Consider the following 18,451-nt stretch of genomic DNA (forward strand, 5'->3'; position numbering starts at 1 on the left):
GTTATATAAACAAATAAGAAGGAATTGCCTTAAATAGGAAAAAGCAACCTGATGTGTAAGCGCTAACATGTTATTATCTCATTAAGTTATCGGTTACATTATGGATTATATAAAACAAAGAAGTTGAGAAAGTGAAAAAATATGTAGTTTAATTTTATTTGCTATTACAGTAAATTTTACTGGCTTCTCACTTGCTAAAACTAGTGATGTAAGTAAAAACATATTAGGATTTGATGATGGTGAAGAATATGTATCAATGTGGGTTCATGTTATTGAAGAAACAACAGATGGATAGGCATACTCAAAGTCTGTAAAGGAGTTTAATGAAAAATTCAATGGAAAATACTTTTTGGATATTGAGTTTGTTCCTCGTAATGAAAGTGGAGGAGTGTATTCAGATAAGGTTAATGTATCAGTAATATCAGGTGGATTACCAGATGTAATCACTGTTGATGGACCTAATATATCAGTATATGCAGCAAATAATATTATTCAGCCATTATCAAATCTATCAGAAGAAGAGAAAAGTATATATCTTCCTTAAATTATAGAGCAAGAAACTGTAAATGGAAATTTATATGATTTAGGGGTAATGGAGTCTAGTGTGGGATTTTATTATAACAATGATATTATAGAAGATGCAGGCATAGAAGTTCCATCTATAAATAATCCATGGACATGGAGTGAATTTATTGAAATATGTAAAAAATTAAAGGAACATTTAGAAGATGGATATGTTATAGATATGCCATTCCCATCAGGTGAAAACAATTATCAGATTTTAAAGACGATGGATTATTTAAGCAATTATATGATCAACTAGTAATATATGGACGCCCAAGATCTAAATCATCAGCGTATCCTCAGATAAGTACATCATTTCAACAAGCTATTGAAGGAGTATTATTAAATTCAAAAGGAGAAACCGATGAATTTGAATATGGCTCATTAGAAAGAATATTATCTAGGGAAAACTTAATCCTAGCAATGAAGATAGTAATATCCAATAAAGGAAGCAATGGAGTTGATGGAATGACAGTTTATGAACTTAAACAATTTCTACAAACAAAATGGACTAAAATTAGAGAAGATATATTCAATAATGAGTACAAACTAATGCTAGTTAGAACAGCTGAAATCCCAAAACCAAACGGAGGTACTAGGTTACTAGTAATACATACGGTTTTAGATAGACTTATTCAACAAGCAATTGAACAAGAACTAAACCTAATTTATGATGAAAATTTCTCGGAGAATAGTTTTGAATTCCACCCTGGTAGAGCTGCAAAAGATAGAATAAAGAAAGCTGAAGATTATATTAATAAAGAAGCATAAAGACAAACTACGAGAAATATTATCAAGGGCAAAACCGATGACTTTGGAACAAAGAATAATTAAGCTAAATCAAGTTAATATAGTTTGGATTAATTATTATGGAATAGCAAAGTGTAAAGGCATTGTTATTCAATGGGATAAATGGATTAAACAGAGATTAAGAATGTGTATATGGAAATAGTGAAAGAAGATTAAAACAAGATATAAAAACCTTAAGAAACTAGCACTTAATCACTATCAAGCAATAAAATTTGCCAATACCCGAAAAGGATACTGGCGAGTAGCAAATAGTGCAATATTAAATACTACAATAACAAATCAATTCTTTAACGACTTAGGTTTGAAAAGCCTAACGCGTCAATATATTAAAATTCATTAAACTTAAAGAACCGCCGTGTACTAGACCGGTATGTACGGTAGTGTGAGAGTCCGATAGATAAAATAATTATCTACCTCATACTCGATTAAATTAAAAGTTAGGATTGAGTGGTGATTGAATTGTATAAGAAATTTACATGGAATTAAATTGAAAAAAATGAAGAAATTCATTGACATGTAACCGGTAACATGATATTATATTAATCAAGGTAACCGGTTACGTTAACGATTACCAAAAAGTTAGCATGTATTTATGATTTATATGTAAATACAAAATATGCAAATTATAATAAGTAAAATTTATTCGAAGGGATGGGATTTAATTGAGGCAAGTAGAGACAGCTATACCGATTAAAAAGGAATCATTGGGAGGTAAGTTTTTAAGAGGGCAGAAAGGAGGGAAAAGTAGTTTAGTAAAAAAAATAAATTATGTAAAAAGAAATTATCAGTTATATCTTTTTTTTACATTACCTCCATTATTACTATTGATTATATTTAAGTATATTCCAATAGGAGGAATATTAATTGCATTTGAAGATTATAACCCTATAGCAGGTATATTAGGAAGTGATTGGGTTGGGTTTAAACATTTTCAAAGGTTTTTATCATCTCCAGATTTTATGAACCTATTAATGAATACTTTAAAGTTAAGTGTTTATGGATTATTATGGGGATTTCCAATACCTATTATACTAGCATTACTATTAACTAGAGTTAAAAGTGAGAGAATAAAAAAGGTAATACAATTAGTAATATATGCTCCGAACTTTATTTCTGTAATTGTAATTTCAGGGATGATTATTCTATTCTTATCACCAGTAGGACCTATTAATCAAGCTTTTGGAACAGCAATAAATTTTATGACCAAGCCAGAAGCATTCCGTACTATTTATATAGCTAGTGGAATTTGGCAAGGTGCAGGATGGGCTTCTATTATTTATACTGCAGCATTATCTAATGCAAGTAAGGAATTGACAGAGGCAGCGGTAATTGATGGTGCTAATATATTTCAACAAATATGGAATGTTGATATTCCAGCAATTAAACCAATAATGGTTATTCAATTTATTTTATCTATGGGTGGAATTATGAGTATAGGTTTTGAAAAGGCTTTAGCATTACAAACAAGCTTAAATTTACCTACATCTGAAATATTAGCTACCTATACTTATAAAATGGGATTACAGTTAGGTGACTATAGTTTTTCCACAGCAGTTGGATTATTTAATGCAGTAATAAATGTAATATTATTAGTTGTAGTAAATACATCAGTCAAGAGACTAAATAAAGATGAAGAAGAAGCGTTAGGACTATAGGGGGAGAAGATATGAAAAAGAAAAAAAGACAAAAACTTTCACTTTCAGATAGACTTATTTTAAATAGTGGATATATATTATTAGGAATTTTTCTTTTAGCTATAATAGTACCACTTATATATGTTATTGTTGCATCTTTTATGGATCCAGTTGTGTTGAGTAGTGAAGGTATAACTTTTGATTTTAGTAAATGGTCATTAGAAGGATATAAAAGGGTATTAAAAGATGATATGCTTTTAAGAGGCTTTTTGAACTCAGTATTTTACTCTATATCATATGCAGTAATATCAGTTGCAGTAACATTAATGGCAGCATATCCATTATCAAAAGAAGAGTTTGTTGGAAGAAAATTTGTAAATACATTATATGTGATAACTATGTTTTTAGGTGGTGGATTAATACCAACATATTTATTGATAGATAAGTTAAATCTTTTAAATACAGTATGGGCAATTTTACTTCCAGGAGCAATTAATGTATGGAATATAATGCTTGCTAAAACTTATTTTAAAACTTTACCTAGAGAGTTAAGAGAAGCATCAGCTATTGATGGAGCAAGTGAAATTAAGCACTTCTTTAAGATAGTTTTACCAGTATCAAAACCAATTATAGCAGTATTGATGTTATATCAATTTGTAGGACAATGGAATAGCTATTTCGATGCAATGATTTATATAGATGATGCTAATTTGCAACCGCTACAATTAGTAATAAGATCAATATTAATTCAAAATGCACCATCTACAGGTATGATTGCTGATATTCAAAGTATAGCTGAAATGTCTAAGATATCAGAGTTATTAAAGTATTCAACTATAGTAGTTTCAAGTTTACCATTATTAGTTATGTATCCATTCTTCCAAAAATACTTTGATAAGGGTATTATGGTTGGCTCAATAAAAGGATAATATTATAAAAGGAGAGAGAAAAAATGAGGAAAAACAACATTAAAACAATAATAAGTACAGCATTAGTATCAATTATGGCAATTTCTTTAATAGGTTGCGGGTCAAAAGGTAATGAGAAAAGTGAGGAAACTGTGTTAACGAATGTTTCATTTCCTTTAGAGGAAACTGCAACTTTAACTATGTTAACAAGTGCACCAGCAATTTCAGAACAAGATCCAAATAAAAGACTTATATTTAAAAGATTAGAAGAAGAAACTAATGTTCATATTGATTGGACATGCTATCCAGATGATCAATATGGTGATAAGAAGAACTTAGCATTATCTAAAAAAAACACACTTCCAGATGTAGTTTTTAATGCAGCTATGAGTAATTATGATTTGCTTCGTTATTCAAAGCAAGGTGTAATTGTTGCAGTTGAAGACTTAATAGATCAATATATGCCTAATTTATCTAAGATATTAGATGAAAATCCTGAATATAGAAAAATGATTACAGCTCCAGATGGACATATATATTCATTCCCATGGATAGAAGAATTAGGAAGTGGTAAGGAAGCTATTCAAGCTGTAGCAGATATTCCATTTATAAATAAGAAATGGCTTGATGAGTTAGGATTAGAAGTGCCAACTACAACTGATGAATTAGTAGAAGTATTAAAAGCATTTAGAGATGGAAATCCAGAAGGAAGAACTGATGTAATTCCTATGTCATTCATAATGAATGGAGGAAATGAAGATCCTGCTATATTACTTGGAGCATTTGGTGAGGGGGATAACACAGATCATTTCCTTGTAACAGATGATAAGAAAGTTATTTATTCAACTGTTCAAGAAGGATATAAAGAAGGACTAAAATGGCTTAACTCTCTTCAAAATGAAGGTCTTTTTGATCCAGAAGCATTTACACAGGATTGGGCAACTTATGTAGCTAAGGGTAATAATGGTAGATATGGAATGTTCTTTACATGGGATGCTGCAAACATCGTTACTAATCCAGAAGATTATATAGCTCTTCCAGCATTAGCAGGTCCAGAAGGAAATGTTAATGTACCAAGATCTAACGGATATGGTGTTGATATTGGTAGATGTGTAGTAACTAGTGCAAATAAGAATTTAGAATTAACAGCAAAATGGATAGATGAACTATATGATCCACTTCAATCAATTCAAAATAACTGGGGAACTTATGGTGATGAGTTAAATCAAAATATATTTGAGTTGAAAGAAGATGGTACTTTAGCTCATTTAGATTTAGGTGGTTCTTCACCATGGGAAGTTAGAGTTAATCAATGTGCTGGAGGGCCATTAGCAATTCTTAATGAATACTATGGTAAATATTCAACTTGTCCAGATGATGCTAAAGCTAGATTAGATATACTTCATGGAACTTATGTTAAGGATATGAAAGCAGAATATAATTATCCAGTAGTGCTTATGAGTCAAGAGGATATTGAATTACTTACTCAATATGAAACAGCAGTAAGGCAATATACTGATCGTAAGAGAGCTGAATGGGTATTAAATGGTGGAATTGATGAAGAGTGGAATTCTTATCTTGAAGAAATGGAAAAGTTAGGTTTATCTAAGATGTTAGAAATTAAACAAAAATATTTAGATGAATATTTTAAATAAAGATTAGATGAAATATAGATAATTAAAAAAATTAGTAAGTAGTTAAGAGGTTTGAATTAAAATGCGATAAATATAATTAGAAAAAGTATGTTGTTTATAGAGTTATCGTATAGTAATTCCTACCTCTTAACTAGAATATTACAAAATAATATTTTAATTTTGATATGTTTTTAGTATGCATAGTATAATAGGAATGGTGTAATAGTGATGATAGAAAATAATTTTATTTTAGAAAAAGTAAGAAAATATGAAAAAGAATTTATTAATTGTATATCAAAAGAGGAGAAACCATCTTTTCATTTATGTGCCCCTATAGGATGGATTAATGACCCAAATGGATTTTCAACATTTAATAACGAATACCATTTGTTTTATCAATATCATCCTTATGATGTAGTATGGGGACCGATGTATTGGGGTCATAGTAAGACAAATGACTTTATTAAATGGGAACAGTTACCGATAGCGCTTGCTCCAGAGGCAAGTTATGATATGGGAGGGTGTTTTTCTGGTAGTGCCTTAGAGTATGATGGCAAACATGTAATTATGTATACTGGTGTATTAGATAATAAAGATGAAAATGGAGAAAGAGTAGTAAGACAAACTCAATGTATAGCAATTGGGGATGGAGAAAACTATGAAAAGTTAGAGTGTAATCCTGTAATTACTCATGAAATGTTACCAGAAGGAAGCAGTCTAGAAGATTTCAGAGACCCTAAGATATGGAGAGAGGGTGAAGAGTTTTATTGTGTAGTTGCAAGTAGAAGTAATGATGGTAGTGGTCAAATTCTTATGTATAAATCTAATAATTTAAAAGAATGGGAGTTTGTAACTATTGTTGATAATAGTAAAAATAAAGTAGGACGTATGTGGGAGTGCCCAGATTTATTTAGTTTAAATGGAAAAGGTGTGCTTATAATTTCTCCACAAGAAGTTAAGGCTACTAAGGATGGATTCCATAATGGAAGCAATACTGCATATTTAATTGAAAAATATGATAATGAAAAGAAGTCATTTGAAAGAGAAAGTTGTAATGTTATAGATTTTGGATTAGATTTTTATGCACCACAAACATTGGAGTCAATAGATGGAAGAAGAATAATGATTGGATGGATGCATTCTTGGGAAAATAGAATCGTACCAGGCAATTTTAAATGGTGTGGAATGATGACAATGCCTAGAGAGCTTACAATTAGAGATGGATGTTTAATTCAAAATCCAATTAGAGAAATTGAAAATTATTATAAGAATACGGTAGAATATAATAATTTAATAATTAAAGATGAAGTGTCACTAGATGGTATATTTGGAAGAGAATTAGATATTACAATAGATATTGATGGATCACAGGCTGAAGAATTCAAAATTAAACTAGCAAAAAATAATGAATATGAAACAATAATAAGCTTTAATTCAAAGAAGAATATAATTGAATTTGATAGAAGTTACTCAGGAAATTATGGAGATATACTTCACAAAAGAGAAATGAAGGTTAGAGATAAAAATGGAAAAGTTAAAATGAGATTAATAATAGATAAATATTCTGTAGAGATATTTGCAAATGATGGAGAACAAGTTATGACGTCAACATTCTATACGCCTTTAGAAGCTACAGGTATAACTTTCGCATCAGAAGGTAATTCTATAATTAATATTAAGAAACATGATATTGAAGTTTAACTTATAAAAAATGAGTATGTAGGTTTAGTAATATTAAACCTACATACTCATTTTGTTTTAAGATGTTGTATCTCTTATAATTAAATCAGTATCAATTGTAATATTTTCAAGCTTTACTGAGTTTCCTCTATTTTTAGAATTAATTTGTCTTAGTATTAACTTCATTGCAGTATCAGCTATTTTATTGATATCTTGATTTACCGTTGTAATTGGAATTATTGACTCTACAGAAATTGGAGAGTTATCAAATCCTATTATTTCATATTCATCAGGAATCTTCTTTTTATTTTTAATAAGAATATTTAATAAAATATTAGCATGTGTATCATTACTTACAAAAATACCTTTTTTCATATTAGGATAATTTTTTTCTATGTCATCATAAAGTTTTGACATGTTTATATATGTTTCTTCAAAATTATGACCTAGATGTGAAAGATAACACGTATATTTGGAATTTCTATCTTCGCAAGCTTTCTTAAATGCCTCAATACGTTTATATGAAGGGATTTCTTTTGCAACATCAGTATTTATATGAATTAATATATCACATTTATTGTCTATTAATAAATTAGTTGCTTTAAAAGCACCAGCATAGTTATCACTATTAACACTAGAAATATATTTATCTTCACGTTCTATAGAAACTATTGGAATACTTAATTCACTTAGTGTTTTAGAATCTATAGTATTACTAAGAATTATTAATCCTTCTATTTGATAAGCCATTAACTCTTTAATATAATTCATTTCTTTAGTATATTTACTTTCTTTATTAGTATCATGATTTTCTACAAAAACTAAAAATTTATAATTATATTTTGAATAAGTATTTATAAGACAATTTAACATTTGCGAATAATAATGAAGAAATAAATCAGGAATTATTATTCCAATCATTTCACTTTTTCCGTTAGCTAAACTTCTAGCAACTTTGTTTTCTTTATAATCCAATGCAATTAGTGCATCTTCAATTTTTTTTCTAGATTCAAGTGTTAATGAATCAGGATTATTAAAATATCTGGAAATTGTTGTTTTTGAAAAATTTGTGTATTTAGCAATATCACTAAATGTAACTTTTTTTGTCATAAGCACCTCACCCACTTTTATTATATCAAAATAGTAAATATTTATCAAAAAAATTATAGGTATTGACGTGAAAATGATAACATGGTAATATAATAACAAAGTTACCGGTAACATTACCGGTAATTAATACGATTGGAAATGGAGGAACTTGAATGGGTAGACCTAAAATACATTTAACGGCACCTAAAAATTGGATTAATGATCCAAATGGATTTATTTATTATAATGGAGAATATCATTTGTTTTATCAGTATTTTCCATATGATTGTAAATGGGGGACAATGCATTGGGGACATGCTACTAGTAAAGATTTGATAATGTGGAAACATTACCCTATAGCTTTATATCCAACGAAAGAATATGATCAAAATGGATGTTTTTCAGGGACTGCAATTATTGAGAAGGGGGAGTTACATTTATATTATACGGCAATAAAGTATGATAAATTTAGAGAGGGAAATATTCATTCACCTTATGATAATTATTCATTTGAAGCATCTCAAGCCAAGATAGTATCAAAAGATGGATATACATTTAATAATTATGAAGATAAAAGATTAATAATACCTCCTATTATGGATGAAAGTTTAGGGCATCGTACACATACAAGAGATCCTAAAGTTTGGAAATATAAAGATAGTTATTCTATGATACTTGGAAGTAAATTCAAACAAGAAGATAATGATAAGTTTACAGGAGAAGCATTATTTTATACCAGCAAAGATGGAGAAAAGTGGACTTATAAAAATAGATGCTATGATGATACAATAGGAGATATGTGGGAGTGTCCAGATTTATTTGAAGTAGATGGTAGATATGTTTTAGTAATGTCACCAGAGAATATTATAGCAGATGATATTAATTATACTAATAACTCCGTTTATTCAATAGTTGATTTTGATGAAGAAACTTGTGAGATGAAATTAATAAATAATCAAAAATTCTTAGATGAAGGACTAGATTTATATGCACCACAAACTACTTTAGATGAGTTTGGAAATCGAGTTTTAATTGGTTGGATGAGAATGCCATTAACGTTTGATGGCGAAGATTGGATAGGAATGATGTCTCTTCCTAGAGTTATTAATATAAAAAATAATGATGTGTACTTTAGTGCTCCAGAATATATAGATAAATTATTTAATAAAGAAGTTAAATTGTCAGAGTTTGATGTAAATGATGTTTATAAGTTAAATGCTACATTAAATAAAGATAGTGTGTTGGATATAGGTGGATATAAGATTTCTATAGTAGATGATAGTATAGTTACAGATAGAAGTAAAGTGTTTCCGGATATGAAAAGAAAAGGACGAGTATTTAAGTCTTCTAAGTTGAATGGTAGATATGATTTATCAATTTATATTGACAATGGAATTATTGAAATATTTATTAATGATGGAAAATATGTTATTTCAAATATAGTATATGGACTAGAGTCTAAAATAGAAGTGCATAATATAGAAACAATACGATTGCTTAAGATATAAATTTTAATCAGCATCTATTAGTATAATTTAAATTTTATAATAGTTGCTGATTAAAATACTTTAAAATGGAGGGGTAAAAATGTCTAAAGATAAACAATATGAGAAGGTAGCTAAAGAATTATTAAAATGTGTTGGGGGAGAGGAAAATATAATAAGTGTTGCACATTGTGCCACAAGATTAAGAGTAGTTTTAAAAGATGATAAGAAAATAGAAAGTGAAGCTATTGAAGAAATTGATTTAGTTAAAGGAAGTTTTAATAATGGTGGTCAATTTCAAATAATTTTAGGAACTGGAATAGTGGATGAGGTATGTAAACATTTTATAGGGTTATCTGGAATATCAGAAACTAGTAAAGAAGAATTAAAGCAAGTATCATCTAAAAAGGGAAATGTAATGCAAAGGTTTTTAAAGGCTTTAGCAGATGTTTTTGTTCCAATATTACCTGCACTTGTAGCAGCAGGTTTACTAATGGGAATTAATAATTTATTAACGGTACAAGGATTATTTATAAAAGGAAAGTCATTAATAGAAGCTTATCCTACAATTTCAGGATTAGCAGAAATGATAAATACATTTTCTAATGCTGCATTTGTATTTTTACCTGTATTAATTGGTTTTTCAGCAACTAAAATATTTGGTGGGACACCAGTTTTAGGTGCGGTTATTGGTGCTATAATGATTCATCCAGATTTATTAAATGGATATTCATATGGAGAAGCATTGTTAGATGGAACTGTACCATATTGGAGTATATTTGGATTTAATATTGCTAAGGTAGGTTATCAAGGAACAGTTCTGCCAATAATAGCTTCATCATTTATATTAGCAAATATAGAAAAACGATTGAGAAAAGTTGTAACTCCGATGTTAGATAATATAGTAACTCCACTTATAACTGTATTGGTAACAGCAATTTTAACATTTACTGTTGTTGGCCCAGTTATGAGAACTGTTGGAGATTGGATGACAGCTGGTGTAATGTATTTATTCTTTGATTTAGGTTTTGTTGGAGGAGCTATTTATGGTATTGTTTATCCATTATTAGTTATAACAGGTATGCATCATAGTTTAGTAGCAGCTGAAACGCAAATTTTAGCTAATATAGGAACTTTAGGTGGATCCCCAACATTTGCAGTAGTTGCAGCATCAAATGTAGCACAAGGAGCAGCTGCTTTAGCAGTGTTTTTTATAATTAAGAAGAATGCTAAAATGAAAAGTACAGCATCAGCTGCTGGTATATCAGCATTATTAGGAATAACAGAGCCGGCAGTATTTGGAGTTAATTTAAAATTAATATATCCATTTATAGGTGCTTTAATAGGTTCTGCTGTAAGTTCTGCTTATGCAACATTTATGAAGGTGTTATCTTTATCACCAGGACCTGCAGGATTACCAGGGGTTATAGTAATTAGAGCTGAATCAATGATTCAATATATGATAACAATGCTAATGGCTTTTGTAGTAGCATTTATTTCTACAGTTATATTAGCTAAAATATTAGCTAAAAAGAAAGAAATTGTATAAATTATAAGTAATAATTACTCTGAATTATATAAGTAAGATATGAATAATAATTGAATTATAATTTGGATATAATAAATTGTAGTTAAATAAAAATAGAGTAAAAATTTTGAAATGTATGAGAGAGTATAAAACTTTTAATGAAGGGAGCTAGATAAAATATAGTTTCCTTCATTTTTATATAGTAAATTAATTATAACTATAGCTTTTATAAATAAGAGTAAAGACTAATTAATAATATTTAATAATAAGATATTAGTATATTATTAATTAGTATATAAGTAATGAAGTAAAGTATTAAAGATTAGATAAAGTTTAATAATAAATAGTGAAATTTAGCATGGAGAGGTTGTGTAGCAGCTATAACTGCAAAGAAAGCTAGAGCAGATGTTTATATATATGAAAAAACAGATCTGTTACTTGGGCTTGGTAATGTTGGTGATATAATGAGAAATAATGGACGTTATATGGCTTCAGAAGAGCTTATTGATTCTTGAAAAGCTTAGAAAGATTCCAGGACTTGAACATGCTAAGTATGTTGATCCTTATGCAGGAAGTAAGGGTAATTCTATAAGGTATTTGTCTGTAGCTCCAAGGACTAATGATATGAAGGTTGTTGGTGTTGATAATCTTTTCTGTGCTGGTGAAAAGTCTGGACTTTTTGTTGGTCATACTGAAGCAATTTGTACAGGTTCATTGGCAGGACACAATGCTGTTAGACTTATGATGGGAATGCATCTTTTAATTTTACCTTCTTCTATCGCAATTGGTGATTTGATATCTTATGAAAATGAGAAGTCTTCTACTAGGGAGGGAAGAAAGGATAGGTATACTTTTGCTGGAGCTAGTTATTTTAAGAGAATGCAGGAGTTAGGTTTGTATACTATTGATACTGCTGAAATTGAAGATAGGATTAAGAAATTGAATTTGGATAATATTTTTGAACAAAAATTAGTTTAGAATATAGATATATTAGGCCACTAGCAATGAATTAAAATTTGCTAGTGGTCTTTTGACTGAAAAGATAAGTTGTTTTAAAGGTTTATTAGGATAGTAGATGTATAATTATTCCTAATGATAATTTTACTAGTGTATAGGATGTTATTCCAATAAAATATGATGGGAACATAGATATGATTATTGAAACAATAAGTAAGAAAAAATTAAAAGAGTGTGTTTAAAGTCAAATTGAAAATAATCTTAATTTGATTGAAAGTGATTAGATTAAAATAAATATAGTTAAAACACCTTAATAGACTGAAAAGTTTATTAAGGTGTTATTTTTTACAAAATATAATCCATATAATAACAATTTGAGCTGGAAACACCTCAATATGTCGAAATCACTCAATAAATAATCAAGTTATTTTCAGCAATAATTATATATTTGATATGAAATTAACTCAGTTCGACAGAAGGATATGAAAATATAGTGTATAATATACATTAATACTATTATTTGTAAAAAAGAGATATAAAAGATGTTAGGTAAAAAAATTGAAATTGCAAGAAAATCAGTAGATTTAATAAGAGAGTTTTTTAGTTTAGAAGCTATTTTAGGAGAAAATTTATGTAGGGGAATAGAAATCAATAAAGAAACGGCTTCTATTATAATTAATGATTTATATGAAGGTGTTTTAGAATATGATGTTGAAAAGGCAGCAATAGCATTTGAGGAAAGAATAAATGGATGGGGTCCATGTTCTAGTGGATTTTATGATGCTATAGAGGAAGAAAAGAATTGCTTTGATGATAAGTTTAGTGAATTAAGTAAAGATGAATTTATAAATTATGTAGGAAGTATATATTATACCGAATATAGATGTGAAGAAATAGTTAAGGAATTAAAGGAATTAGCTGAAGAATATAAAGAATTATAAAGTAGTTTTATTTTGATATACAAAGAAACTTGAAAAGGTGAAAGTAAGTGAGAGATGGATATAATTAATCATATTACTTATAATGTTGTAGAAGGAACATATGATAGTGATATATTTACAGCAGAAGATAAAGGAAAAGATTTTAGTAAAGCATTTTTATCATTGAAATATGTTAAGTAAAATATTATGTTTAGATATTTCTACACAATTAAAGTTAGTAGAAATAAGTGAATTTGATGATTTAGGTATAAGAATATAAGAGGGAGGATTAATTTATGGCAGATATAAAATTTGAAATTAAAGAAACATTAGGTGCTATAGCAGAATCAGCTAAAGGTTGGAAAAAGGAATTAAATATAATTAGTTGGAATGGTAAAGAAGCTAAATATGATTTGAGGGAATGGTCACCTGATCATGAAAAGATGGGGAAAGGCGTTACATTAACTAACGATGAATTAAAATCATTGAGGGATTTATTAAATAGTATAGAATTTTAAGTTTTATTTGAGGTTATGAAAGTATAAATAAAAGAAAAAGTTATTGATTTATTCGATTCAACGAAAGAACCTGCTATTAACATGGTATATGAAGTATTTTTAGATTCATCAGATACAAACTTTGTCATTCCAGTATATCAAAGAAATTATGATTGGAAAAAAGAACAGTGTAAGCAGTTATATGATGATTTAGTTAATATGATAAAGTATAAATATAAAAATCATTTCTTTGGAACAATAGTATCAATTTATAATGATAGTGGAAGAAATAGAGAGTATTTAATTATAGATGGGCAACAAAGGATAACAACTATTTCTATATTATTATTAGCGATAGTTAATATAATAAAAGAAAATAGATTAAAAGCAAATGGAATAATAAAAGAAAAGCTTACTAATCAATATTTAATAAATCAATATTGTGAAGATGATGATAGAAAGTTAAAATTAAAGCCAATAAAGAATGATAGACAAGCATTTGAAAAGTCTTATAGAAAGAGCAGATGATATAACAAAAAGCGAAATAGAGGCTTTAATAGAAGGTAAAACTATAGAAAAACCAGTACATGAAGACATAACCTACAATGATGTTTATGATAATTTAGATAACCTTTGGAACTTTATGTTCTTTACAGGATATTTCAAAAAGATAAGTGAAAGAATGGATGAAAATACCCAAGAAAAGTTTGTAGAGCTAGCAATACCAAACTTAGAAGTTAAGTATATCTTTAGAACTAAGATACTTAAATGGTTTAATGAAAAGATAAAGAGCGAAGATTTATCTCTTCTTTATACTTCAATTATAAAAGGAGAAGTTGATGTATTCCAAAGGGAAGTAAATAGATTATTGAAGAAGACAATAAGCTTTAATGATGCATATGAAAACTTTTATCATGGATTTATGATAGGATTATTATCTCATATGGATGGTTACATTGTAAAATCCAACAGGGAGAGCGGGGATGGAAGATGTGATATTTATATAAAACCACTATCAATTTTTGATAAAGCAGTAATAATTGAAATGAAGGTTTGTGATAAACCAAAAGAGCTATTTACAAAGCCACAAGATGCTCTGCAGCAAATTGAAGATAAAAAATATGCATATGAACTTAATCAAAGTGGTTATGAGGATATTATAAAGTATGGAATGGCTTTTTATAGAAAAGACTGTATTGTAAAAATAAAAGAATAACAAGCAAATCTAAAGGAAACATACATCTAATATTTTATTGGAACTGAATAAAAAAGGATTATTTCACTCATATTATAAAATGTACTCTATAGGATAAGACTCTTTTATATTGTTTACTCTATAGGGTACATTTTAAAGATCAAAGGTTTTTAATTTATTTTTAAGTATAGTCTTTTAAGCTATTATTTTTAGATAATACCATTAAAATCTATTTCTAAGTTGTTGAAGATGTTTACTTTTATTTTGTCATTAAAAGTATACAAATCAGGCTGATTATAGCCACTTTCAGTTAAAGTATAAACTAAAATGTTTTTTTTCATAGGATTTACTATCCAATATTCTTTAACTTTATATTTTTCATAAAGGTAAAGTTTTTTTACATAGTCATTTCCAGGATTAAATTTAGAAACAATCTTAACAATCATATCAGGAGAACCAAAGCAACCTTTATCATTTAATTTATTTTTATCACAAATTACTGATATATCAGGTTGAACAATATTTTTGCTATCATTTTCATTTTCATTTTCGTTAATTAACACAACGTCAAAAGGAGCAGGATAGACTTTACATTGTCCTTTGTTAGATTTAATATAATTTCTTAATTCTGCTGAAATTTCCATTATTAATTCTTGATGTATTCTACTTGGAGCAGGAGACATTGCAAAAATCTTGCCATCAATAATTTCAACAAACTCATCATTTGGGAAATTTAAATAATCATAATAAGTATAAACTTTATTATTTATTTGTTGGATAGCCAATTCATCACCTCAATTAATTTATTTTATTACATTTAAGTGATCTTGAATTACAAAAACATCTTTTTCAGTATCTTGAACCTTACGAGTTATGAACTTAACATCAGTTTTAGTATCAGATAAATCACTTTTTTATATTAATTAAATAGTAGTTCTAGAGATATATCAACCAGTTTCGACCATGGTATCATAGTTTTTGCACTAAGTTTATCCAGTCTATTATTGTAATCTAAATCTATTGATGTATTGAATCTAACTTTAGTTTTAACTTTCTATATTTACTTCATTAATGTAATAATATTAATCAAATTCAATTTATTTTAGATATATTTTTATAAATTAGTTTTTGATAAAAGATAATTTGGTATTTAAAGATATCTAATACAATAATAAAAAGCTATCTAATAAGAACATTTAAGTTTAAAAAAATATAATAAACTTGATTTCAATTTATTACTTTTTTATATAGTCTTTTACAAATTATTTTTAACTATAATTATTTTAATTATTAGTATTATTAAGATAATTTTCTAAAAATATATTTATTAAATTACTTAACGACATTACTTTATTAAGGTATTATTTCTTTGCTTGTAAAGTTAAGTTTTTATCAACCATGATAGTTAAATTTTTTTAATGCTAATTCCTCAAAAAAAGTTTCTTTATTCAATTTAACTTAATTTTATCATAATTACGTAAGAAAAGAAATTACGTAAAATAAAAAAATGATAGTTACGTAATGGAGGATAAATTAAATTAGAACATTAAAGACATCTAAAAATTTCATATCGCTTAAACAATATATTAGAACTAAAGACTTTATCAGCAAATGAACAATATTTTTTAGAATTTATTTTGATAATAAGTATTAAAGATGCTTTTCTTATTTATTTGATATAAGTTAAAAAAAAGTGATAAAAAAATATCAAATAAAATAATAGTATTTTTTCTGATTATCCAAATAAAAGAATAATCTTAATAAAATTTAATTGCTAAAATTTACTTTAATTATAACTAAAATAGAAAAAATGACTAAAATAACAATAAAAAATACAAAAAATATAGAAAAAAATCTAAAAAATACAACAATTTTGTGATAATAATCACTGAATACAATCAAATTAGACATTATAATAACCTTACAGATTGTTATTAAAATAACAAATAGAGTTAGGGGGAATAATAATGTTTAACGAAGAATTTAACAAAGTTGCAGGTGCAGCTAAAGCTAAAAATGAATTATTAAAAAATAATAAAGTTGGATATTTAGTTTCAGCGATGTTAGCAGGACTTTTTGTAGGTATGGCTATAATGCTTATATTTACAATAGGAGGATTATTATCATCAGCAGGTTCACCAGCAACTAAAATAGTAATGGGAATTGCTTTTGGTGGAGCTTTAAGCTTAGTTGTAATGGCTGGATCTGAATTATTTACAGGTAACAACTTTGTAATGGCAGTTGGATCATTAAACAAGACTGTATCATGGATGGATACTATAAAGGTTTGGATAGCAGGATTTATTGGAAATTTAGCAGGTTCAATATTAGCAGGATATATGTTTTACTTAACAGGTCTTGCAACAGGACCAGTTGGAGAGTTTATAGCAAATACTGCAGCTACAAAAATGAGCTTACCAGTTTCAGAATTATTCTTTAGAGGATTATTCTGTAATATATTAGTTTGTTTAGCTGTATGGTGTAGCTTTAGATGTAAAGATGATGTTTCAAAATTAATAATGATATTCTGGTGCTTATTCATATTCATAACATGTGGATTTGAGCATAGTGTTGCTAATATGACATTACTTACAATAGCACTATTAGCTCCAGGAACAGCAGCTGTAAGTGTATCAGGATATATTTATAATATAGGAATAGTTACTTTAGGAAATATGGTTGGAGGAATTTTATTTGTAGCAATTCCTTACTACTTAATTTCAAAGAATAAAAAAGTTTCTAATTAATTATTTAAAGATTTATATAAAAAAGATATAGTGTCTAGTAATACATTAGATTCTATATCTTTTTTTGTTATATTTAATATGTACTATATATTTTATAATAACGTAGATATTTTGTGTTGCAGAAATTAGTGCATTTTCACTTATAAAAACAGAATAAAAGTAATAGTATTATTAAATTTAACAAGTAGAAATTACTAACAAATTATTGCAATTAATATAATATTTAATATATTATATAGTTATATTTTAATAGAGGAGGAGTTAAGGTAATGCTTAGTGAAAAATTATTAAAAGCTCTTAATGAACAAGTTAATTTTGAATTTTATTCTTCTTATACATATCTTGCAATGGCGGGATATTGTGAATCAATTGATTTAAGCGGATTTGCTAATTTCTTTAGAGTTCAAGCTAAAGAAGAATTAGATCATGCCATGAAATTATATGATTATGTATATCAAAAAAATGGATCAATTGAATTAGAGCAAGTAAATAAACCACAAACACAATATGATGGAGTAATTGATGTGTTCCAAAAAGGATATGAGCATGAGCAATTAGTTACAAAAAAGATATATTTATTAACTGATATAGCTTATGAAGAAAGAGAACATTCTACAATTAGTTTACTTAAGTGGTTTATCGATGAACAAGTAGAAGAAGAAAATAACTTTAATGCTTTACTTAAAAAAGTAAGAAGAGCTGGGGATAACCAAGCAGCATTATATTTACTTGATGATGAATTACAAAAGAGACAATATTTATCTCCACAAAATGTATAGTTTTTGAATTCTATTAATTTTGAGT

The 18,451-nt window shown here is 27.5% G+C and carries 18 protein-coding genes and 3 pseudogenes; 18 read left to right on the top strand and 3 right to left on the bottom strand.

What is annotated here, in order from left to right; translation table 11 throughout:
- Window positions 1–349: 349 nt before the first annotated feature.
- From HCG70_RS17460 to HCG70_RS12505, 8 genes are all read left to right on the top strand, one after another.
- Window positions 350–544: a hypothetical protein gene (locus HCG70_RS17460; protein WP_052330760.1), complete on the top strand. Its 195-nt coding sequence runs from the start codon at window positions 350–352 to the stop codon at window positions 542–544.
- A gap of 3 nt (window positions 545–547) precedes the next feature.
- Window positions 548–823: an extracellular solute-binding protein gene (locus HCG70_RS17465; RefSeq protein WP_396021001.1), complete on the top strand. Its 276-nt coding sequence runs from the start codon at window positions 548–550 to the stop codon at window positions 821–823.
- A gap of 164 nt (window positions 824–987) precedes the next feature.
- Window positions 988–1,335: a reverse transcriptase domain-containing protein gene (locus HCG70_RS12480; RefSeq protein ID WP_042402352.1), complete on the top strand. Its 348-nt coding sequence runs from the start codon at window positions 988–990 to the stop codon at window positions 1,333–1,335.
- 37 nt (window positions 1,336–1,372) lie between these two features.
- The gene (locus HCG70_RS17825) at window positions 1,373–1,516 is read left to right on the top strand and encodes a group II intron maturase-specific domain-containing protein (protein ID WP_242833274.1); all 144 of its coding nucleotides are present in this window, start codon (window positions 1,373–1,375) and stop codon (window positions 1,514–1,516) included.
- Between the two features lie 619 nt (window positions 1,517–2,135).
- Window positions 2,136–3,029 (top strand): ABC transporter permease, encoded by an 894-nt coding sequence (locus tag HCG70_RS12490; RefSeq protein ID WP_394805652.1) that lies wholly within the window; start codon window positions 2,136–2,138, stop codon window positions 3,027–3,029.
- Between the two features lie 11 nt (window positions 3,030–3,040).
- Window positions 3,041–3,937, top strand: coding sequence for a carbohydrate ABC transporter permease (locus HCG70_RS12495; protein ID WP_042402355.1), 897 nt, complete (start codon window positions 3,041–3,043; stop codon window positions 3,935–3,937).
- Between the two features lie 23 nt (window positions 3,938–3,960).
- Window positions 3,961–5,571 (top strand): ABC transporter substrate-binding protein, encoded by a 1,611-nt coding sequence (locus tag HCG70_RS12500; protein ID WP_042402358.1) that lies wholly within the window; start codon window positions 3,961–3,963, stop codon window positions 5,569–5,571.
- 207 nt (window positions 5,572–5,778) lie between these two features.
- The gene (locus HCG70_RS12505; RefSeq protein ID WP_042402361.1) at window positions 5,779–7,251 is read left to right on the top strand and encodes a glycoside hydrolase family 32 protein; all 1,473 of its coding nucleotides are present in this window, start codon (window positions 5,779–5,781) and stop codon (window positions 7,249–7,251) included.
- A 57-nt stretch (window positions 7,252–7,308) separates the two neighbouring features.
- Here the strand turns inward: HCG70_RS12505 and HCG70_RS12510 are convergent, their stop codons facing one another.
- Window positions 7,309–8,340, bottom strand: coding sequence for a LacI family DNA-binding transcriptional regulator (locus HCG70_RS12510; protein ID WP_042402364.1), 1,032 nt, complete (start codon window positions 8,338–8,340; stop codon window positions 7,309–7,311).
- 152 nt (window positions 8,341–8,492) lie between these two features.
- Between HCG70_RS12510 and HCG70_RS12515 the strand changes: the two genes are divergently transcribed.
- From HCG70_RS12515 to HCG70_RS12545, 8 genes and pseudogenes are all read left to right on the top strand, one after another.
- Window positions 8,493–9,827: a glycoside hydrolase family 32 protein gene (locus HCG70_RS12515; protein WP_042402366.1), complete on the top strand. Its 1,335-nt coding sequence runs from the start codon at window positions 8,493–8,495 to the stop codon at window positions 9,825–9,827.
- A 79-nt stretch (window positions 9,828–9,906) separates the two neighbouring features.
- Window positions 9,907–11,352: a sucrose-specific PTS transporter subunit IIBC gene (locus HCG70_RS12520; protein ID WP_042402370.1), complete on the top strand. Its 1,446-nt coding sequence runs from the start codon at window positions 9,907–9,909 to the stop codon at window positions 11,350–11,352.
- Between the two features lie 489 nt (window positions 11,353–11,841).
- A pseudogene (locus tag HCG70_RS12525) lies at window positions 11,842–12,309 on the top strand (FAD-dependent oxidoreductase); the annotation flags it as partial.
- A 521-nt stretch (window positions 12,310–12,830) separates the two neighbouring features.
- The gene (locus tag HCG70_RS12530) at window positions 12,831–13,229 is read left to right on the top strand and encodes a hypothetical protein (protein WP_042403054.1); all 399 of its coding nucleotides are present in this window, start codon (window positions 12,831–12,833) and stop codon (window positions 13,227–13,229) included.
- 54 nt (window positions 13,230–13,283) lie between these two features.
- Window positions 13,284–13,409: a hypothetical protein gene (locus tag HCG70_RS17470; protein WP_260457825.1), complete on the top strand. Its 126-nt coding sequence runs from the start codon at window positions 13,284–13,286 to the stop codon at window positions 13,407–13,409.
- Window positions 13,410–13,504: 95 nt separating this feature from the next.
- Window positions 13,505–13,726, top strand: coding sequence for a YdbC family protein (locus tag HCG70_RS12535; RefSeq protein ID WP_042403051.1), 222 nt, complete (start codon window positions 13,505–13,507; stop codon window positions 13,724–13,726).
- An 81-nt stretch (window positions 13,727–13,807) separates the two neighbouring features.
- Entirely contained in the window at window positions 13,808–14,233 is a 426-nt protein-coding gene (locus tag HCG70_RS12540; protein ID WP_195951880.1) for a DUF262 domain-containing protein, read from the top strand.
- Window positions 14,205–14,921 (top strand): annotated as a pseudogene (locus HCG70_RS12545) (PD-(D/E)XK nuclease domain-containing protein); the annotation flags it as partial. The gene HCG70_RS12540 and the pseudogene HCG70_RS12545, both read left to right, overlap by 29 nt.
- A 188-nt stretch (window positions 14,922–15,109) precedes the next feature.
- Here the strand turns inward: HCG70_RS12545 and HCG70_RS12550 are convergent.
- Window positions 15,110–15,685 carry a Uma2 family endonuclease gene (locus tag HCG70_RS12550; protein ID WP_078061319.1) on the bottom strand — a complete coding sequence of 192 codons (576 nt, stop codon included), beginning with the start codon at window positions 15,683–15,685 and terminating at the stop codon, window positions 15,110–15,112.
- Between the two features lie 134 nt (window positions 15,686–15,819).
- Window positions 15,820–15,930 (bottom strand): annotated as a pseudogene (locus tag HCG70_RS17830) (ribbon-helix-helix domain-containing protein); the annotation flags it as partial.
- 937 nt (window positions 15,931–16,867) lie between these two features.
- Here HCG70_RS17830 and HCG70_RS12560 point away from each other — a divergent pair.
- Both HCG70_RS12560 and HCG70_RS12565 read left to right on the top strand, forming a co-directional pair.
- Window positions 16,868–17,647, top strand: a complete 780-nt coding sequence (locus HCG70_RS12560; protein WP_042398157.1) for a formate/nitrite transporter family protein — start codon at window positions 16,868–16,870, stop codon at window positions 17,645–17,647.
- Between the two features lie 269 nt (window positions 17,648–17,916).
- Entirely contained in the window at window positions 17,917–18,426 is a 510-nt protein-coding gene (locus HCG70_RS12565; protein WP_042398159.1) for a ferritin, read from the top strand.
- The last annotated feature ends 25 nt before the right edge of the window (window positions 18,427–18,451 follow it).

It is taken from the genome of Clostridium sp. K04 (assembly GCF_019734375.1).
In the GTDB taxonomy this organism is placed as follows: Bacteria; Bacillota; Clostridia; order Clostridiales; family Clostridiaceae; genus Clostridium; species Clostridium saudiense.